11 protein-coding genes are annotated in these 18,669 nt (G+C 68.8%); 6 read left to right on the top strand and 5 right to left on the bottom strand.

Translation table 11 applies throughout. The features are described 5' to 3' along the window. Positions 1–368 precede the first annotated feature (368 nt). From ODI_RS03660 to ODI_RS03670, 3 genes are read left to right on the top strand one after another with little or no spacing between them, the layout of a single operon-like run. Positions 369–1,361 (top strand): TRAP transporter substrate-binding protein, encoded by a 993-nt coding sequence (locus ODI_RS03660; protein WP_067749634.1) that lies wholly within the window; start codon positions 369–371, stop codon positions 1,359–1,361. 3 nt (positions 1,362–1,364) lie between these two features. After that, positions 1,365–1,874 (top strand): TRAP transporter small permease, encoded by a 510-nt coding sequence (locus ODI_RS03665; RefSeq protein ID WP_067749637.1) that lies wholly within the window; start codon positions 1,365–1,367, stop codon positions 1,872–1,874. A gap of 24 nt (positions 1,875–1,898) precedes the next feature. Beyond that, positions 1,899–3,209, top strand: a complete 1,311-nt coding sequence (locus ODI_RS03670) for a TRAP transporter large permease (RefSeq protein WP_067749639.1) — start codon at positions 1,899–1,901, stop codon at positions 3,207–3,209. Positions 3,210–3,240: 31 nt separating this feature from the next. Here ODI_RS03670 and ODI_RS03675 read toward each other — a convergent pair whose 3' ends face one another. Then, a complete protein-coding gene (locus tag ODI_RS03675) occupies positions 3,241–4,863 on the bottom strand; it encodes an EAL domain-containing protein (protein WP_197707133.1) in 1,623 nt (540 codons plus the stop codon). Positions 4,864–5,075: 212 nt separating this feature from the next. Between ODI_RS03675 and ODI_RS03680 the strand changes: the two genes are divergently transcribed. The 3 genes from ODI_RS03680 to treS all read left to right on the top strand — a co-directional run bounded on the left by ODI_RS03680 (position 5,076) and on the right by treS (position 9,948). Continuing rightward, positions 5,076–6,854, top strand: coding sequence for a sensor histidine kinase (locus ODI_RS03680; RefSeq protein WP_067749643.1), 1,779 nt, complete (start codon positions 5,076–5,078; stop codon positions 6,852–6,854). A 126-nt stretch (positions 6,855–6,980) separates the two neighbouring features. Then, a complete protein-coding gene (locus ODI_RS03685) occupies positions 6,981–7,742 on the top strand; it encodes a fused MFS/spermidine synthase (protein WP_067749645.1) in 762 nt (253 codons plus the stop codon). Between the two features lie 118 nt (positions 7,743–7,860). Then, complete coding sequence (treS, locus tag ODI_RS03690; protein ID WP_067749647.1) at positions 7,861–9,948, top strand: maltose alpha-D-glucosyltransferase; 2,088 nt, start codon at positions 7,861–7,863, stop codon at positions 9,946–9,948. A 19-nt stretch (positions 9,949–9,967) separates the two neighbouring features. Here treS and treY read toward each other — a convergent pair whose 3' ends face one another. Genes treY through glgX form a run of 4 tightly spaced genes read right to left on the bottom strand, consistent with a single transcriptional unit; the run spans position 9,968 to position 18,666 of the window. Next, positions 9,968–12,592 (bottom strand): malto-oligosyltrehalose synthase, encoded by a 2,625-nt coding sequence (treY, locus tag ODI_RS03695; RefSeq protein ID WP_067749728.1) that lies wholly within the window; start codon positions 12,590–12,592, stop codon positions 9,968–9,970. After that, entirely contained in the window at positions 12,589–14,718 is a 2,130-nt protein-coding gene (gene malQ, locus ODI_RS03700) for a 4-alpha-glucanotransferase (protein ID WP_067749649.1), read from the bottom strand. The genes treY and malQ overlap by 4 nt, the downstream gene beginning before the upstream one ends. After that, entirely contained in the window at positions 14,715–16,523 is a 1,809-nt protein-coding gene (gene treZ, locus ODI_RS03705) for a malto-oligosyltrehalose trehalohydrolase (protein ID WP_067749651.1), read from the bottom strand. The genes malQ and treZ overlap by 4 nt, the downstream gene beginning before the upstream one ends. After that, positions 16,495–18,666, bottom strand: coding sequence for a glycogen debranching protein GlgX (gene glgX / locus ODI_RS03710; protein ID WP_067749653.1), 2,172 nt, complete (start codon positions 18,664–18,666; stop codon positions 16,495–16,497). The genes treZ and glgX overlap by 29 nt, the downstream gene beginning before the upstream one ends. Positions 18,667–18,669 lie beyond the last annotated feature (3 nt).

Below are 18,669 nucleotides of genomic sequence, written 5' to 3' on the forward strand. Positions count from 1 at the left end.
GGTTCACCGGAATGGGGCATGGCGCGTGCCACGCCAGGGTGCAGTCGAGGGTGTCTGGGCATCGGGCCCGAGGGCGTATGCGTACTGTGTTCAACAACTTCATGCCTGTCTGGAAGCCAAGCCTGGCGTGGTATTTCGCCAGGTGCCGGGTTCGCGGTGGCGTCCCTTCCATCACTCTGTCTTCCCGTGTCCTTGTGGCTGCCGGCATTGCCTGGCGGCCCGGTGGCGTGCGTGTCCGGCATGCAGGAAGGACCGCTTGCGGCGATGGCGCATCGCATCAGGATGCGCCGATGCCTTGACCGATTTTTTCCATCGAAGGTCCACAGGACCGCTGCCAATAAAGGCAACTAAAACAAGGGGAATCAACCATGCGAGCAATTGCAAAATGGGCGGCTGCGTTCACGCTGGCGCTGCCGGCGGCAATGGCCGGTGCCAACACCACCTGGACCATGGCCACCGGGTATCCGGAAAGCAGTTTCTTCACCCAGAACATCCGTCAGTTCATCAGCGAGGTCGAGAAGGAAAGCGGCGGGCGCCTGAAGATCGACCTGCGTCCCAACGACACCCTGATCAAGCACGACGCGATCAAGCGCGCGGTGCAGACGGGGCAGATCCAGGCGGGCGAAGTGCGCCTGGGCGTCTATGGCAACGAAGACCCGATGTACGTCCTGGACGGCCTGCCCAACATCGCCGGCAACTATGAAGAGGCATGGCAGTTGATGCAGGCGCAGGCGCCCTACTTCGAGAAGATCCTGGGGCGGCACAATCTGCGTGCCATCACCTACGTGGCCTGGCCCGGACAGGGCTTCTACACCAAGACGCCGGTCGCGTCGCCGGCAGATTTCAAGGGCAAGCGCCTGCGGATCTATTCCCAGCCCACGCTCAAGATGGGGCAGATGCTGGGCTTCCAGGCCACCATCCTGCCCTTCGCGGAAGTGCCGCAGGCCTTCGCCACCGGCCTGATCGACTCCCTGTTCACCAGCGCGCAGACCGGCATCGACACGCAGGCCTGGGACAACGTGAAGTACTTCATGTACACGGGCACGCTGCACAACAAGAACATGGTCATCGTCAATGACCGCGCCTTCAAGCGCCTGGACGATGACCTGCAGAAGATCGTGCTGGTCGCGGGCGAGCGCGCATCCAGGCGCGGCTTCGACATGAGCCGCAAGGCGGGCGACGAGACCATTGCCACGCTGCGCGCCAATGGCATGGAGGTGTCCGAGGCGCCCGACTCCATCCAGAAGCAGTTGGGCGAGGTCGGCGAGACGATGATGGCCGAGTGGCGCAAGACGGCCAATCCCGAGCAGCAGAAGGTGCTCGACGATTACCTGGGGATGAAGAAGCAGGCGGGGAACTGAGCCATGCGCACCTTTCTGAATGGCCTGTACAAGGCCAGCGGACTGGCGGCGGCCATGTTCATGGCGGGCATCGGGCTGGCGGTGCTGGCGCAGGTGTTCGGCCGGATGCTGGGCATGACTGCGGATGCCACCGAACTGTCGGGCTTCTTCATGGCGGCGGCCACCTTCCTGGGCCTGGCCTATACCTTTCGCGACGGCGGCCATATCCGCATCGGTCTGCTGGTGACGCGGCTGGAAGGCCGGGCGCGCAAGGCCTTCGAACTCTGGAGCTGCCTGGTGGGCGCGGGGCTGGCGGCGTACACCTCGGTGTACGCCGTGATCTTCGCCTTCGAGTCGCATGAGTTCAACGACATCAGTCCGGGGCTGCTGGCGATTCCGTTCTGGATTCCGCAGGCGGGCATGGCGGCGGGCCTGGTCATCCTGACCGTGGCGTTGCTCGATGCCGCATGGGCGGTGGCGCATGGCCGCAAGGCCGGCTACGAACGCAACGAGGATGCGGTGCTGGGCGAATGAGCCCGGCATCCGAAGGTGAAAACAATGGGTGAATCAACAACGTTGCTGGCCGGCCTGGTCATGCTGGTGGCCCTGCTGTTGCTGCTGGCAAGCGGACTGTGGGTGTCGCTGTCGCTGCTGGCCATCAGCATGCTGGGCCTGGTGCTGTTCACGGACACGCCGGTGGGCTCGCTGGTGGTCTCGACCATCTGGGATGCCAGCTGGTCATGGGCGATGACGGCCTTGCCGCTGTTCATCTGGATGGGCGAGATCCTGTTCCGGACGCGCCTGTCCGAGGACATGTTCAAGGGCCTTGCGCCCTGGGTGAACTGGATGCCCGGACGCTTGCTGCACGTCAACGTGCTGGGCTGCGGCATGATGGCGGCCGTGGCGGGGTCATCGTCGGTCACGTGCGCCACGGTGGCGCGCATGGCCTTGCCCGAGCTCAAGCGGCGCGGCTATCACGAGGGCATGATGCTGGGGACGCTGGCGGGCTCGGGCACGCTGGGCCTGATGATTCCCCCGTCCATCATCATGATCGTCTATGGGGTGACGGCGCAGCAGTCCGTGGCGCGGCTCTTCATGGCGGGCATCCTGCCTGGCATGCTGCTGATGGCGCTCTTCATGGGCTACGTGATGCTGTGGTCGGCGCTCAATCCGGACGAGGTGCCGCCGCGCGACCCGCCGATGCCGTTCGGGGCCAAGCTGTGGAACTCGCGCCGCCTGATCCCGGTGGTGCTGCTGATCGTCGCGGTGATCGGCACGATCTACGGCGGCGTGGCGACGCCCACCGAGGCCGCCACCTTCGGCGTGCTGGGCGCCCTGGTGCTGGCCGCGGCCACGGGCGGGCTGACCTTGCGCAGCATGGGCGAGAGCCTGCTCTCGGCGATGAAGATATCCTGCATGATCTCGTTCATCGTGGCGTGCGCGGCGGTGCTGTCCATCACCGTGGGCTTCCTGGGCATTCCGCAGGTGCTGGCCGCCGCCGTGCAGGCGATGGAACTGTCGCCGATGATGCTGCTGGTGGTGCTGACGGTGTGCTTCCTGGTGCTGGGCTGCTTCCTGGAGGGCATCTCCATCCTGGTGCTCAGCAGCGCGGTGGTGCTGCCGATGGTGCAGGCCGCGGGCATCGACCTGCTGTGGTTCGGCATCTACATCATCATCGTGATCGAGATCGCGCAGCTCACGCCGCCGCTGGGCTTCAACCTGTTCGTGCTGCAGTCCATGACAGGGCGGGACATCTGGCGCGTGACGATGGCCTCGCTGCCCTTCATCGGCCTGTTGCTGCTGGCGGTCGTGCTGATCACCGTGTTCCCGGAGATCGTCACGGCCGTGCCGGACATGATGATGCGATGACGCCGGAGCGGGTTGGCTGGCGTGTCCCGGTTCAGCCCGCGCTCGGGCTGGCCGGCGGAGGCGTCAAGCCGGTCGCCTCGGTGTCCGGCGGCGGCGCGGTCCGGCGCTGGTTGCGTGCCTTGTAGAACGCCAGGAACGCTTCCAGCGGCAAGGCCTTCGAATACAGCCAGCCCTGCACGAACTGCACCCCTGCTTCGCGCAGATAGGCCTCCTGCGCCGCGGTTTCCACGCCTTCGGCCACGATCCGGAACCTGAGGCCGTGGGCCATGCTGATGATGTGCGGCACGACGATGCTGGTGGCGGCCTGCGTGCCGATCGCGTCCACGAAGGATTTGTCGATCTTCAGCGCGTCCAGCGGCAGGGTCTGCAGCAGGGACAGGCTGGAATAGCCGGTGCCGAAATCGTCGATCGCGATGGCATGGCCGGCCTGCCGGGCCTGGTCGATGGTGGCTCGCGCGGCATTGACGTCCATGAACCCGCTCTCGGTCGCTTCCAGCCAGACTTGCGTGGGCGCGACACCGGCGCCGCGCAGGGCGCGTGACAGCACGGGCAGGAAGCGGCCCGACTGCATGTCGCAGGCGGCGATGTTGATGGCCACGTGCATGGACGGCTCCCGGCGCAGCATGCTGGCCAGGTCGTCGACCACGCGCTGGATGACGAGATCGGTCAGGGGTTCGATCAGGCCGGTGCGTTCCGCCAGCGGGATGAACATGTCCGGCGGCACGAAGGAGCCATCGGGCTGTCGCCAGCGCACCAGGGCTTCGGCGCCGGCGCACTGTCCCGTCGCCAGTTCGATGATGGGCTGGTAGTGGGTGACGAAAGCCTTGCGTTTGATGGCCAGTTGCAGCGCGCCCTGGGGCGACAGGTGCTGCCGCGAAATCCAGACGACCAGGCCGATGAGGATGACGGACATGCCCGCGCCCAGCGGAATCAGCAGGAGCAGCTCCTGGTCCATGCGGTCGAAGGCGGTCGAGCGGTCCGTGATGGCAAAGGCGCGGAAGTGCGTGTTCTCGGCGCTGGCGTACATCAGGTCCTGGTCGTGTCCGTCCGCCAGGCCGCGGGCGAGCGCCTGGGACAGGGCGCCGTCCGCCTTGCGGCTCATGGCGATCAGCTGTCCGTCCAGGGTGGCCAGGCCCAGCGTCATCTTTGTGTCCGTCAGCACGTCCACCAGCCGTTCGTGTTTCATCAGGACGTTGTAGTCGCCCCGGGAGATGGCCAGCAGAGGGGCGCCGCCGGTGACGAAGGGCGTGATGTGCAGGTAAAGGGCATAGCCGTCGACCAGGGTGGCGCTGGGCACGCCGATGCCGATGTCCTGCTGGACGGGGCCCCAGCTGGTGCAGGCAAGCTGTCCATCGACGAAATAACCGATCTCGTCGACGGACTGCGAGTCGATGGTGAGTTCCCGCATGCGCGCGATGTGGGCCGGCGAACAGGCGGCCCAGGCGTCCTGTTCGAGCATGTCGAAGACATGCCGGGCCTGGCTGAAGTTCTGTTCGGCGCGCTGCAGCGTCCAGCCGCTGTAGGCCTTCAGGTGCTCGGTTTCAACCTGGATGGCGCGATGGCGCGCATAGCCCGCGATCGACAGCAGGGGGATGACGGCGGCCAGTATGGCGGCGACGGTCGCTATGACAACGATGCTGCGTCGATTCATCATGTATCCCGTTACCTGGCCGGTTGATCGAAGCGGAGTGTAGCCGCGGGGAGGATGGATTTGCCGTTTTTCGCCGAAGATCAACGGCCGATATACCCCTTTCACGGTACTGTGCCGCCCGGGCACGCAGGCATAGAATGCGTGTCCATGACCGTCCTCGTCCACGCCGCCGGCGCCGCAGTGCGCGTTGCCCGCTTTCGCGCAGCGGGCGGCTGATGCGCACCTGGCTTCTCGCGTTGCTGGTGCTGGCCGCCGAGATGGTCCTGCTGGTGTGGGACCCCGCCTTGCCCCCCCAGACGGCGCCCGGCGTGCAGACGCTGACGCAGGCCGAGTTCGTGCTGGGCGACGCGCGCGAGCCGCCAGAGACGGGGTGGCAGGTCGTGTCGCTGCCCGACAGCTGGCGCGCGCGGCGGCCGCAGGCCAAGGGCGTGGCCTGGTATCGCATCCGCTTTGACCTGGAAGCGGTGCCGGATGCGCCCAAGGCCCTGTACCTGCCGCGCGTCGCCATCGCAGGAGAGGTCTGGCTCAATGGCTCTTTGCTGAACACCCGGCTGCCCGACGAGGCGCCGGGCGGACGTGAGCTGCGCTTCAACGACCAGCCGCTGTATTTCGAACTGCCCTCCCGCATGTTCAGGGCGGGGCACAACGAGATCCTGGTTCGCCTGCTGGGCGATCCGGGCGTGCGCAGCGGCCTGTCCGCGCCGCGCCTGGGGCCGGCGCCGGTCGTCTCGGCGATGATGATGCCGCAACGCCTGCTCAGCACCGCCATGCCTTACGTGCTGGGCATCCTGATGCTGTCGGCGATGGCATTGGCCTGCGCGTATGCCTATCGGCGCCGCCAGTATCTCGACATCCCGATGACAGTGGCCTTCGCCGCGATTGCCCTGATCCTGGACCTGGTGCACGACCTGCCCCTCACGCGCAGCGAGGTGGGCGTCCTGCGCGTGGCGGCGGTCGCCGCGGGCTTGAGTTGCCTGTGCCACGTCGCCTACCGCCTGTCCGTGTTGCGCCGGCCCCGACTGCCGCGTTGGATCGTCGCGGTGGCCTTGCTGGTGATCGGGTCCGTGGTGGCGACGATTCCGCTGGGCCTGGCCACGGACCTGGTCTCGCTGTTGTTGATGCCTTTCTATGTGCTGGTTGCCTACGTGCTGGCGCTGCTGCTGCAGACCGCCTGGCTGCAGCGTTCGCTCCGGATGTTGCTGCTGGCCCTGACGGCGCTGGTGTGGGCGGCCACGTTCGTGCACGCCAGCATCCTGACGCTGGACGTGACGCACTGGGATGCCTTCCGCTACAACACCGCGGCGGGCGTGCCGTTGTGCGCGTTGATGGTGTTGATCCTGGCAGAGCGCTTCGTGCAGGACCGGGATGCCGCATTGCGCAGCCGCGGCGAGGCCGTCGACGCGGAGCGGGCGCGCATCCTGCAGGACATGCATGACGGCATGGGCGCCCAGCTGATCACCGCCAAGCGCCTGGCCTTGCGGCAGGATGTGGACCGGGGCGAATTGGCGCTGGTCATCGACGAGTCCTTGCAGGACTTGAGGCTGATCATCGATTCGCTGGACGTGTCTGGCGGCGACGTGCTGCCCTTGCTGGGCAACCTGCGCTTCCGGCTGGCGCCGCGCCTGGCGGCGCTGGGCATCCGGCTGAGCTGGAATGCCGAGGCCATGCCGCCGCTGGCTGGCCTGAATGCGGGCGGCGCATTGTCCATCCTGCGGATCGTGCAGGAGGCCATCAACAATGCCTTGAAGCATGCGCAACCCGGCCACCTGCACATCGAGATCGGGCAGGACGGGCAGGATCTGCGCATACAGGTGCAGGACGACGGAAAGGGCTTCGATGCTGCGGTGGCCGCAGAGAGCGGGGGCGGGACAGGCCGTGGCCTCACAGGCATGCGCCTGCGCGCCGAACGCCTGGGCGGCAGCGTGGCGGTGGACAGCGCGCCGGCACGCGGCACGCGGGTGACCCTGCGCGTGCCCCCGCAGCAAGCGCCCTAGGGCCGGCTTCGGCGTTTCTTTAGCGCTCCGTCAGCGCCAGCCATGCCGCCAGGCCCACGAAGGCCACGCCTGCGCCCGGGCCGGGCGGCTATGCTAGGCGCGTTCTTCGTTCCCGTCCCCCAGCCGATGCCACCCGCCCCACCCGTCCATGACCTGCCGCCCGGCCAGGCCCAGTTGCGCCAGACTCGAGAAGCCCTGACGCTGCAGTTTGCCGGCTCCCCGTCGATCCAGAGCAGCATGTCCCTGCTGAACCCGCATGCGCTGGACCTGGAGTACACCCGCCTGATGATGGGTTTCCTGCTGTTCGACAGCGCGCCGGCCCGCATCCTGATGATCGGCCTGGGCGGCGGTTCCTTGCCGAAGTTCTGCCATCGTTACCTGCCGCAGGCCGACATCGAGGTGGTCGAGATCGATCCGGGCGTCATCGCCTTGCGAGAGGCGTTCAGGGTGCCGGCCGACGACGCGCGCTTTCGCATCATCCAGGCGGACGGCAAGGCCTACTTGCAAGGCGATCCCGCGCCGGCGGACGTCTTGCTGGTCGACGCTTATGACGGCAAGGGCATGCCGGCCGCCCTGTGTGAAGCCGGGTTCTTCAGGGACTGTCATCGCGCGCTTTCGCCCCAGGGCATCCTGGTGCTGAACCTGCACCTGGAAAGCGAGACCTGCCAGGTGTGCCTCGATCACCTGCGCGCGGTGTTCGGGACGGCGCTGTTCGAAGTCATCGACGATGACATGACCAACTGCATCGTGTTCGCCTGCAAGGGCGAACGCTTCGAGGAAACCGACCTGGGCGCCGCGTTGCGCAAGCCCGCCCACCTGGCCAAGGATGCGTGGCGGCAACTGGCGCCGACGTTCAAGGTCATCGAGGCGACGCTGACGATGCGCTGAGCCCTGGCGTGGCCGCAGGGTCTGGTTGCCATTCCTGACGCTCTGCTACGGGATGGGCGCGCGCCGAAGGCATAGAGTTTCCTATCGGGCCATGAGGCCGCGTACAGGAGCGTTTGCGATGTCGGCGTCTTCTCCGGACACCCCGTCTTCGGGCACCCTTCAGTGGCTCATCGACCAGTCGATGCTGTCGCAGGCGCGCGATCGTGCGCGCAGCTACGGGGGGCAGGCGCGCATGTGGCTCAATCCCTATGCGCAAGCCCACCCCCGGCGTGCCCTGGCCATCGCTTCGGTGTGGTTCACGGCCTATCCGGGGGCGGTCATCACGGCAAAGGGCGATTCCGTGCTGAAGAGCCTGGGCAGCGCCGACTTGTGGCAGGCCCTGTCGTCCATCGGCGTGCAGGCCATCCATGTGGGACCGACCAAGCGCAGCGGCGGGCTGCGTGGCGATGCGTTTACCCCGACCATCGATGGCAATTTCGACCGGATCGGCTTGGACATCGACCCGCGCTTCGGCACCGAGGAGGAGTTCATCGCCGTCAGCCGTATGGCCTCTGCCTTCAATGCCGTCGTCATCGATGACGTGATTCCCTCGCACACGGGCAAGGGCGCCGATTTTCGCCTGGCCGAGATGGCGGTGGGGGATTACCCCGGGCTTTATCACATGGTGGAGATCAAGGCCGACGACTGGGGCTTGTTGCCTGACGTGCCCGAGGGCCGCGACGCGGTGAACCTGAGCCCGGAAACAGTGGATGCGCTGAAGGAGAAGTGCTACATCGTGGGGCAGCTGCAGCGCGTGATCTTTTTCGAGCCGGGCGTGAAGGAAACCGACTGGAGCGCCACGGGCGAAGTGATGGGCGCGGATGGCAAGCTGCGACGCTGGGTCTACCTGCATTACTTCAAGGAGGGCCAGCCCTCGCTGAACTGGCTGGACCCGAGTTTCGCCGCGCAGCAGATGGTGGTGGGCGACGCCCTGCACAGCCTGGATGTGATGGGCGCGCGCGGACTACGGCTGGACGCCAACGGTTTCCTGGGCGTGGAGCGACGCGCCCAGGACAAGGCCTGGTCGGAAGGCCACCCCTTGTCCATCGTGGGCAACCAGATAGTGGGGGGGATGATCCGCAAGGCAGGGGGGTTCAGCTTCCAGGAATTGAACCTGACGGTGGATGACATCGCGGCCATGTCGCAAGGGGGGGCGGACCTGTCCTATGACTTCATCACCCGGCCAGCCTACCAGCACGCGCTGCTGACGGGCGACACCGAATTCCTGCGCCTGATGCTGCGCACCGTGCACCAGTTCGGCATCGATCCTGCCTCGTTGATCCACGCCTTGCAAAACCACGATGAGCTGACGCTGGAGCTGGTGCACTTCTGGACGCTGCACGCCGATACGCCCTTCATCTTCCGTGGCCAGACCTGGCCTGGCGCGATCCTGCGTGAGCACATCCGCGAGACGGTGTACGAGCGTCTGAGCGGCGAGCACGCCCCCTACAACCTGCGCTTCGTGACCAACGGCATCGCCTGCACGTCGGCCAGCATCGCGACCGCGGCGCTGGGCATCCGCGACCTGGACACGCTGGAACCTCAAGACATCGTGCGCATCCGGCAACTGCACCTGCTGATGGCCATGTACAACGCGCTGCAGCCGGGCGTCTTTGCGTTGTCGGGTTGGGACCTGGTGGGGGCGTTGCCCTTGCCCGCCGAGCAGGTCGCCGACCGGATGGCCGATGGCGATACGCGCTGGATCGCCCGCGGGGCCTATGACCTCATCGACGCGAACCCGGACGCGGCGCTGTCTGGCGAAGGCTTGCCGCGCGCACGCTGCCTGTACGGCAGCATCCAGGCGCAGCTGGAGGATCCGGACTCGTTCGCCAGCCAGGTGAAGAAACTGCTGGCGTTGCGGCAGGCGCACGGCATCGCCGAGAGCAGGCAATTGCCCATTCCCGACGTGGTGGCGCCGGGCTTGCTGGTGATGATCCACGAATTGCCCGCGGGCCGCGGCACGCAGGTGACGGCATTGAATTTCGGCGCCGAGCCGTTGGAAGAGGTGATCCAGCTGGCAGATACCGCGCCCGGGCCGGTGGTGGACATGATCAACGAGCGCATCGAGGGCGACCTGGGCGAGGATGGGCGCCTGGCATTGCGGCTGGAAGGTTACGAAGGCTTGTGCCTGCGCGTGGCCAGCGCCGTGCCCGCGCTGGTGCCCTAGTGTTCGCCCGCCGGGCCGCTCAGCCTGCCTGGCGCCACTGCCAGGCGGCGACCGGCCATTCGCGCAGCAGCGCGTGCACGGGCAGGTCGCCGTCGATCGCGACGGGAACGTCGTGCAGGATGTCCCAAGCCTGCGCTGGCCTGTCCGTGTCGTCCAACACGATGCGGGTGTCCCCCCAATACGCCGCGCTGGCCGGCGTTACCTGGCCGGGCTTCGCACCGGCGCAGGGCATGGTTTGCGTGCAGTGCAAGGGCACGACGACCAGCAGTCGCGCCGGGCCATGCCGGCGCAGGAACGCCAGGATGTTGGCCGACCGCGTGCCCGCCACCGCCAGCGGCTGGAGCTCGCCGGCGGCGTACAGGGCAGCTTGCGACTGGCGATGCGCCAGGCAACGCTGCACCAGCGCCTGCTTGATGCGCCCGTCGGTCCAGGCGTGGACGTCCGTGGCGGCGGGTGAATTGGCCAGGCCCTGGCGCAAGGCGGCGTAGTCCACCTCGCGCCGGTTGTCGGGGTCGACCAGGCTGAAATCCCAGCTTTCCCGACCCTGGTAGAGATCAGGCACGCCCGGTACGGTGTGGCGCAGCAAGGTCTGCGAGAGACCATTGATCATGCCCGGGCCTGCCAGGGCATCGACTTGCCGGGACAGGGCGGCAAGCCTTGCGGGCGTGTCCGCAATGGCCTGGAGGAACGCCGCGCAGGCGGCTTCGTAGTCCGTGTCGGGGGCATACCAGTCGGTGCGCAGCTTGGCTTCGCGCAGGGCTTTTTCCTGCCAGGCGCCGACGCGGCCGATGAAGTCGGCGACACCCTTTGCATCGTCCGGCGACAGGCCGACGGGCCATGCTCCCACCAGGGTCTGCAGCAGCATGTAGCGATCCGCCGGCAGCGGTGCGTCCTTGCCCGGCCTATCCACGTGCCAGTCACGCGTCCAGGCCGACAAGGTGTCGTGCCACGTCGCCGCGTCCTCGGTGGCCGAGGCGAGCCGCGCGCGCACGTCCTCGCCACGCTTGTGGTCGTGGGTGGCGGTGGCCAGCAAGGCGCCGGGAAAATCCTGGCCGCGTATGCGCGCCAGCGCCAGGAACCGGGCGGGGGGCAAGGACAGCGCCCCGGGCGCCGCGCCCACCTCGTTGCGCGAGAGCAGCGGACCATGGCGATAGAAGAGGGTGTCTTCCAGCGCCTTGGCGGCCAGCGGCGGCGTCAGTTGCTGGAAGCGGCGCAGCGCTTCCTCGCGCAGGGCACGCGTGGCGGGGTCCGATGGGAGGGGAGTGCCGCCCAGCCATGCGTCCAGTACCGGCAGGAGGTCGTGGGCCGGATCGCCCGGGCGGCTGTCCAGCAGCACGCGTGCATCGCGCCAGGCTTGCTGGCACACGGCGGCATCGGCGGCGTCGCGGCCGCGCGCGTCGGCATAGCTGCGGTAGACGGGAAATGCGACCAGGACGGCCGACAGGGCGCGGTCGATGGCGACGGCGCTCCAATCCCGCGTGCACGGATCGAGGCGGGCCAGGCGCAGCAGGCAGCGCACGAGCGCCGCACGCTCGGCGGGGAAGTGGCGCGTGATCATGCGGTGGCGGGCGGCCTGCCATTGCACGCGCGGCGAGCGGGCATCGCCCGTCAGCGCGCGCCAGCCTTCGTCCAGCACGGTCCGGGCCTGCGGGGCGTGCAGCAGTGCGCCCACCTGGTCCATGAAGTCATAGCCGGAGGTGCCGGCCACGCGCCATGTCCCGGGCAGGATTTCGTCTTCCGCCAGGATCTTCTCGACGACGATGTAGGGCGGGACGTCCGGGCGGGCGCGTGTCATGGCCTCGCGCAGGCGGTGTGCATAGCCGCCGGGGTCCGCCAGGCCGTCGATGTGATCGATGCGAAGCCCTTCGACGATGCCCTCGGCATACAGCCGCAGCACAAGGCTGTGGACCGCGTCGAAGATGGCCGGGTCTTCCACGCGCACGCCGGCCAGTTCGGTGATCTCGAAGAAACGGCGCCAGTTGATCTGGTCGGGCGCGGTGCGCCACCAGGCCAGGCGGTAATGCTGGGCTTGGAGCAGCGCGTGCAGGCGCGTGCGCCCGCAGGGACTGGACGGGTCATGGTGCGCCAGCGTCTCGGCCACCGTGCCCGCGGGCGCCAGGGTGCCGGGGGCGACCGGGTAGGGAGCGTCGTGGGCGCGCAGCACATAGCCGCGCGCGTCGTCGTGGGCCAGTGTCAGGTCGCCGCGCGCCAGGCAGGCGCCGTAGGCCTGGCCCAGTACGGGCAGATGCACCTTGCCGGCCAGGTCGGGGTCGGCGGGGCGCCAGTCGATGTCGAAGGTGCCTGCGTGCGCGCTGGCGGGTCCGTGCTGCAGCACGTCCCACCACCAGGCGTTGTCGGCGTGGACGGCCATGTGGTTGGGCACGATGTCCAGGACCAGGCCCATGCCTTGCGCGCGCGCGGCCTGGGCCAGCGCCCGCAGCGCGGCCTCGCCGCCCAGTGCCGGGTCGACGGCACCGTGGTCGATAACATCGTAGCCATGCGTGGAGCCGGCGCGCGCGCGCGTGACGGGCGACAGGTACAGGTGGCTGATGCTCAGCGCGGCGTAGTAGTCGACCTGGGCCTGCGCGTCGGCAAGCGTGAAACCGGCATGCAATTGCAGGCGGGCGGTGGCGCGCGGGGTCATGATGTCGTCCTGGCGCGGCGAATGGCCGCGATGCGCGCCACGCACGCCGGCTCCGCCAGCAAGGTGGCCGGGTCCGTGGGCAGGCGCCGTTGCCAATTGGGGTGGGCATCGCCCGAGTTGGGCAGGTTGGGTTGCTCCTCAAGGCCGGCCAAGTCTTCCAGCGGGAACAGTGCCAACGCGGTGGGGCTCGACGCCACATAGGCCAGTAGTGCACGATCCGGCGTGGCGCAGGGCGGGCCGCCGGCAGGGGCGCCCTCTGGCGAGGCAAGGTCCGTGACGCCTGCGTGCCGCATGGCCTGCCACAGGGCGTGCCGTTCGCGGTCGCGCTGGGCACGCGCCTGGGCTTCGGTCTGGGCGGCGGCCTGGGGCGGGTCGGCGGCGGGTGCCACGTCGGTGCCGTCGCCGGCATACTGGCCCAGCCGCGCGCGCCACCCGATATCGGTGCCTTGCCACCAGCCCGACAGCGTGGGCAGGTCGTGCGTGGTGGTCATGGCCACCGCGTCGGGCGACCAGGCGGCAGGCGGCAGCGGCGTGCCGTCCTCGGCTTGTGCGAACCACAGCACGTCCATGCCCAGGACGCCGGAGGCCGCCAGCCGCGCGTTGAAGCCGGCGGGCACGGTACCCAGGTTCTCGCCCACCACCACCGCCTCGTGGCGCCACGCCTCCAGGCGGGTCAGGCGCAGCAGGTCGTCCAGCGGGTAGTGCAGGTAGGCGCCCTGCGCGGGCGAGGCCCCTTGCGGCACCAGCCACAGGCGCGCCATGCCCAGCACGTGGTCTATCCGCACGCCGCCCGCATGCGCCAGCGCCGCCCGCAGCATCTGGATGAAAGGCGCGTAGCCGCGTGTGCGCAGGCCGCGTGGCGAGAATGCGGTCAGTCCCCAGTCCTGGCCGGCACGGTTGAGGATGTCGGGCGGGGCGCCCACCGCCACGCCAGGCAGCAGGCTGTCGGGATCGCTCCAGGCCTGGCTGCCGCGCGGGTCGGTGCCGATGGCGAGGTCGGCCAGCAGGCCGATGCGCATGCCTGCCTCGCGCGCGGTGTGCTGGGCACGGGCGAGGCTTTCCGCCGCCAGCCATTGCGCGAACTGGTGGAACTGCACGTCGTGCGCGTGGGTCGCGGCGAATCCGTCGGCGGCGGCGGAACGAGGCTGACGCAGGGCGTCGGGCCAGGCGCGCCAATCCGAGCCATGTACGGTGGCCAGGCTTTCATACACGGCGTGATCGCGCAGGGCCTGCCCGCCCGCCGTGCGAAAGGCCTGGAAGCGTGCCTGGACGTCACCTGGCGCCGCGCCCAGGCGTGCGTGAAGCGCACGCAACCAGGCGAGGCGGGCGGCATGCGTGGCCGGCCAGTCGATCAAGGGCGCGGCCTCCAGCGCCGCCAGGTCTGGCTGCGCCAGGTCCGTGCGCGCGGCCTGCAGCAGCGCGGCCGGCAGCACGCCTTCCGGATTGCCGTACAGGATGTTCAGGAACAGCCGGCTGGAGGGAGAGTAAGGACTGTAGCGCTCGGGCGCGCTGGCAAACCCGGCGTGCACGGGACTGATGGCGACGGCCTGCGCACCCTGCCGGGCCGCGGCCCGTGCCAGGTCCGACAGGGCCGCGAAGTCGCCGTGGCCGCCTGCGTGGCGCTCGGCGCTGGCTGCGCGCAGGCTGTAGAGCTGCGCCGCCACCCCCCAGGCACGTGTGGCGCCGCCCAGCCGGTCGGCAGGCGTGGGGCAGCGTGCCGGCGCGACGGCCACGGTCACGTCGCGGCCCTCGTGCAGGCAGCGGTAATAGCCGGGCTGGCTTGGCAGCCGGACCCGCCAGTGCCCGGGCAGGTCTGGCAGGGCCGGGCACATGTGCGGCCGGCCTGTCTCGTCCAGCCAGTGCGTGCCGGGCGGGCGCGCCGCGCGTACCACCCACACACCACCTGCGTCACCGATGTGGAAGTCGCGGACCTGGGCGTGTTTCTGCGTCAGCGCGTGCAGTGTCTCGGCCGGATCGCCGTCCAGGCCCATGGCCGCCAGCAGCATGCGCTGGCTGTCCGGCGAGACACGTTGGGGCTGGCCGTGGGCATCGGTCCAGTCCACCGCCAGGCCGACGGCCTGGGCCAGCGTGACGTGCGCGTCCTGGGGCGGGTGGGCGGCGTTCATCGGGCATCCTCCAGGAACCAGGTGACGCCCGGCGGCAAGGTTCCCGAGGCCGCCCCGCGGGCGGCCTCGGGTCGGCTTTCCCACAGGCAGGGCAGGCGTGCATCGTCTTGCGCAAGCTGGGGCAACGCGACGGACGCGGGCCCGAAGTTGGCCAGCACGGCCAGACGGGTGCCGTCTTGCAGGCGCCAGGCCACGTGGACGGCCCGGTCGTCCAGCGCCTGCGCGTGGGTGGCTTCGCAGCCCTCCAGGCGTGGCGCCAGGTGTGCGCGGCGCAAGGCCAGCAAGCTGCGATACAGGCGTCGCCAGTCGTCCGCATCGGCCGGTGGGCTCGTCCAGGGATCGGAGTCCGCATGGGTGCGGGCCGCGTTGGGATCAGGCACCCTGCGCGTGTCGCCGTCATCGAAAAAACCGGCGAACTCGCCACGGCGGCCGTCGCGCACGGCCTGGGCCAGCGCGGGGTCGAGGTGGTCGGTGAAATAAAGGAAGGGCGTGCGCGCGCCGAATTCCTCGCCCATGAAGATCAGCGGCACATGGGGGCACAACAGCTGCAGTGCCACCGCGTCGCGCAGGCGCGCCGGCTCGGTCAGGTGGACCAGCCGTTCGCCCAGCGGGCGGTTGCCGGCCTGGTCATGGTTCTGCAGGAAGGTAACGAACGAAAGCGGCGGCAGGTGGGCACTGGGCTCGCCACGCGGGGTACCGCCGTGATGCGCCGACGGTTGCCCCTGATAGACGAAACCCTCGGACAGCGCGCGCGCAAGGTCGGCACCGGGTTGGCCGGTGTAGCCGGCGTAATAGCCGCGTGTTTCGCCAGTCAGCAAGTGGTGCAGGACGTGGTGCGCATCGTCGTTCCATTGCGCGTCGTAGCCCTGTTCGAGCAGGTGGGCGGCGTTGTCGTCATTCTCCAGCACCAGGTGAACGTGACGGCCGGGCAGGCTGGCGCGCAGCGTTGCGGCTAGTTCGGGCAGCCAGCCATGGTCGGCGATGGCGTGCACCGCGTCCAGCCGCAGTCCGTCGAAGCGGTACTCCTGCAGCCAGTACAGGGCGTTTTCCTGGAAATAGCGGCGCACGGCGGGGCGGCGGAAGTCGATCGCCGAGCCCCACGGGGTCTTGATGTCGTCGCGAAAGAAGTCGCCGGCGTAGTCGGCCAGATAGTTGCCATCCGGTCCGAAGTGGTTGTAGACCACATCCAGCATGACACCCATGCCAAGGCCGTGGGCGGTGTCGACCATGGCCTTGAGCGCGTCCGGCGTGCCGTAGGCGCTGTCCGGCGCGAACGGCAGCACCCCGTCGTAGCCCCAGTTGCGCGTGCCGGGGAAATCGGCGATGGGCATCAATTCCAGCAATGTGATGCCCAGCGCGGCGAGGTCGGGCAATTGGCGCGTGATGCCGGCGAAGCCGCCCGCCAGGCCGGGATGGAGTTCATAGATCACGCTGTCGCGCCACGGACGCCCCGTCCACTGAGCATGCTGCCAGGCGTAGCCCACGGGAGAGGCCACCACGCTGTCGTCGTGCACGTCGCCCGCCTGCAGGCGCGAGGCGGGGTCGGGCACCGCGCGGCCGTCCGCCAGGCGATAGCGATAGCGTGTGCCGGGCGCGCAGGCCACGTCGGCAACGGCAAAGCCTTGCGCGTCGGGCACCAGCGGCACGGGCGCGTGCCCGTCCACCTCCAGCGTCAGGCCGGGCGCGGCATTGGGCGCCCACAACTGGAAGCGCACCTTGCCGTTCGACAGCAGGGCGGCGCCGAAGCGCCACGTGGTGTCCGCCGGCGCGGGAGGATCAAGCGTGGGTAGCGGATTTCCGGGCATCGGTCTTTTTTGGGGAAGGAACGGGAGGCGCGTGGGGCGAGGCGCGGTCGGCCTGGGCGCAAAGCATCATCAGGGCATGCGGGCCGACCGTGACCGAAACACCCGGCGCGTCGCGACGCTCGGGCTCGCCGCTGTCCAGGCACACCTGCCACGCCAGCCGTGGCTCGGGAAGCTGGAAGTCGACAGGCTCGGCGCCGCCATTGACGAGCAGCAGCGTGACATCCAGTTGAGTCGGGTCGTCGTCGTGTTCGGCCACGCGGCGAAGCTGCAACGCGCGATCCTGCGGATTCTCCCAGGCCGCCTGGTCCATGAAGCGGGCCTGCGCGTCGAACCAGGCCAGGCGGGAGAGACCGGGCGTGAGCGCTTCGGCCACGTCGGTATAGCGCGCCGTGCGCAGGCTGGCGTGCGCGCGGCGCAAGGACACGGCCTGCGCCACGAAGCGCGTGAGCGCCTGGCCTGCCGGGCTGGCCGCGACCTGCCAGTCCAGCCACGAGATCGGGTTGTCCTGGCAATAGGCGTTGTTGTTGCCCGACTGCGAATTGCCGAACTCGTCGCCTGCCAGCAGCATCGGCGTGCCGTCCGAGAGCAGGATGGTGGCCAGCATGGCGCGCTGCACGCGTGCGCGCTGTGCCAGGATACCGGCGTCCTCCGTCTCGCCTTCCTCGCCCCAGTTGGCGCTGTAGTTCTCGCTGTGGCCGTCGCGGCCTTCCTCGCCGTTGGCCTCGTTGTGCCGTTCCGTGTAGCTCACCACGTCGGCCAGGGTGAAGCCGTCGTGCGCGGTGACGAAGTTGACGGACGCCCAGGGCCGGCGATGTCGCTTGTCGAACAATTCGCGCGAGCCGGACAGGTTGCTGGCCAGCGCGCCGCGCATGCCTTCGTCGCCGCGCCAGAAGCGGCGCACGCCGTCGCGGAACTGGTCGTTCCACTCCGCGAAGCGGGGCGGATGGTTGCCCAGCTGGTAGCCACCGGGCCCAATGTCCCAGGGCTCGGAGATGAGCTTGCGCGTGGCCAGCACCGGGTCCTGCAGGATGGCATCGAAGAAGCCCGAGCCAGGATCGAAGCCGGTGCCCTCGCGGCCCAGTGTGACGCCCAGGTCGAAGCGGAAACCGTCCACCTGGTAGGCCTCGGTCCAGTAGCGCAGTGAGTCCAGCACCATCTGGAGGACGCGCGGATGCGACAGGTTGACCGTGTTGCCGCAGCCGGTGTCGTTGATGTAGTAGCGTTCCTCGCCGGGTATCAGGCGGTAGTAGCTGGCGTTGTCCAGGCCGCGCCAAGACAGCGTGGGCCCCAGTTCACTGCCCTCGCAGGTGTGGTTGTAGACCACGTCCAGGATCACTTCGATGCCGGCGCCGTGCAGGCGCCGGATGGCCTGCTTCAGGCTGTTGGGTCCGCCGTCGCCCAGGTAGGCGGGCTCGGGCGAGAAAAAGCACAGCGTGCTGTAGCCCCAATAGTTGCGCAGGCCCCGGTCCACCAGGAAGCTGTCCTGCAGGAAGGCATGCACGGGCAGCAGTTCGACCGCCGTCACGCCCAGTTTGCCCAGGTGATCGATGAAGCGCGGGTCGGCCAGCGCCGTCGCGGTGCCGCGCAGCGGCGGCCGCAGGTCTTCGCGTTGCATGGAGGCGCCGCGCAGGTGCATTTCATAGATCACCGTGCGCTCCCAGGGCGTCTGCGGGCGCCGCGCGCCGCCCCAGTTGAAGGCGTCGTCCAGCACGATGGCTTTGGGCATGTAGGGCGCACTGTCGCGGCGGTCCAGCGACAGGTCGGCTCGGCTGTGCCCCATGCGATAGCCAAACAGCGCATCGTGCCAGCGCGGCGCGCCGGTAAGTTGGCGCGCGTAGGGATCGAGCAGCAGCTTGTGGGGATTGAAGCGGTGGCCGTTGTCCGGATCATGCGGGCCGTGCGCGCGATAGCCGTACACCAGGCCAGGCTGGGCATCGGGCAGGTAGCCGTGCCAGACCTCGTCGGTGCACTCCGGCAAGTCGTAGCGGCGCATCTCGTGGCGGCCGCGCGCATCGAACACGCACAGTTCCATGCGGGTGGCATGGGCGGAGAACACCGCGAAATTCACGCCCAGGCCATCGCTGGTGGCGCCCAGCGGATAAGGCTGGCCCGGCAGCAGCCGGTCGATTGTGGGGCTGGCCATGAT

It is taken from the genome of Orrella dioscoreae, assembly GCF_900089455.2.
Taxonomy (GTDB): domain Bacteria; phylum Pseudomonadota; class Gammaproteobacteria; order Burkholderiales; family Burkholderiaceae_B; genus Orrella; species Orrella dioscoreae.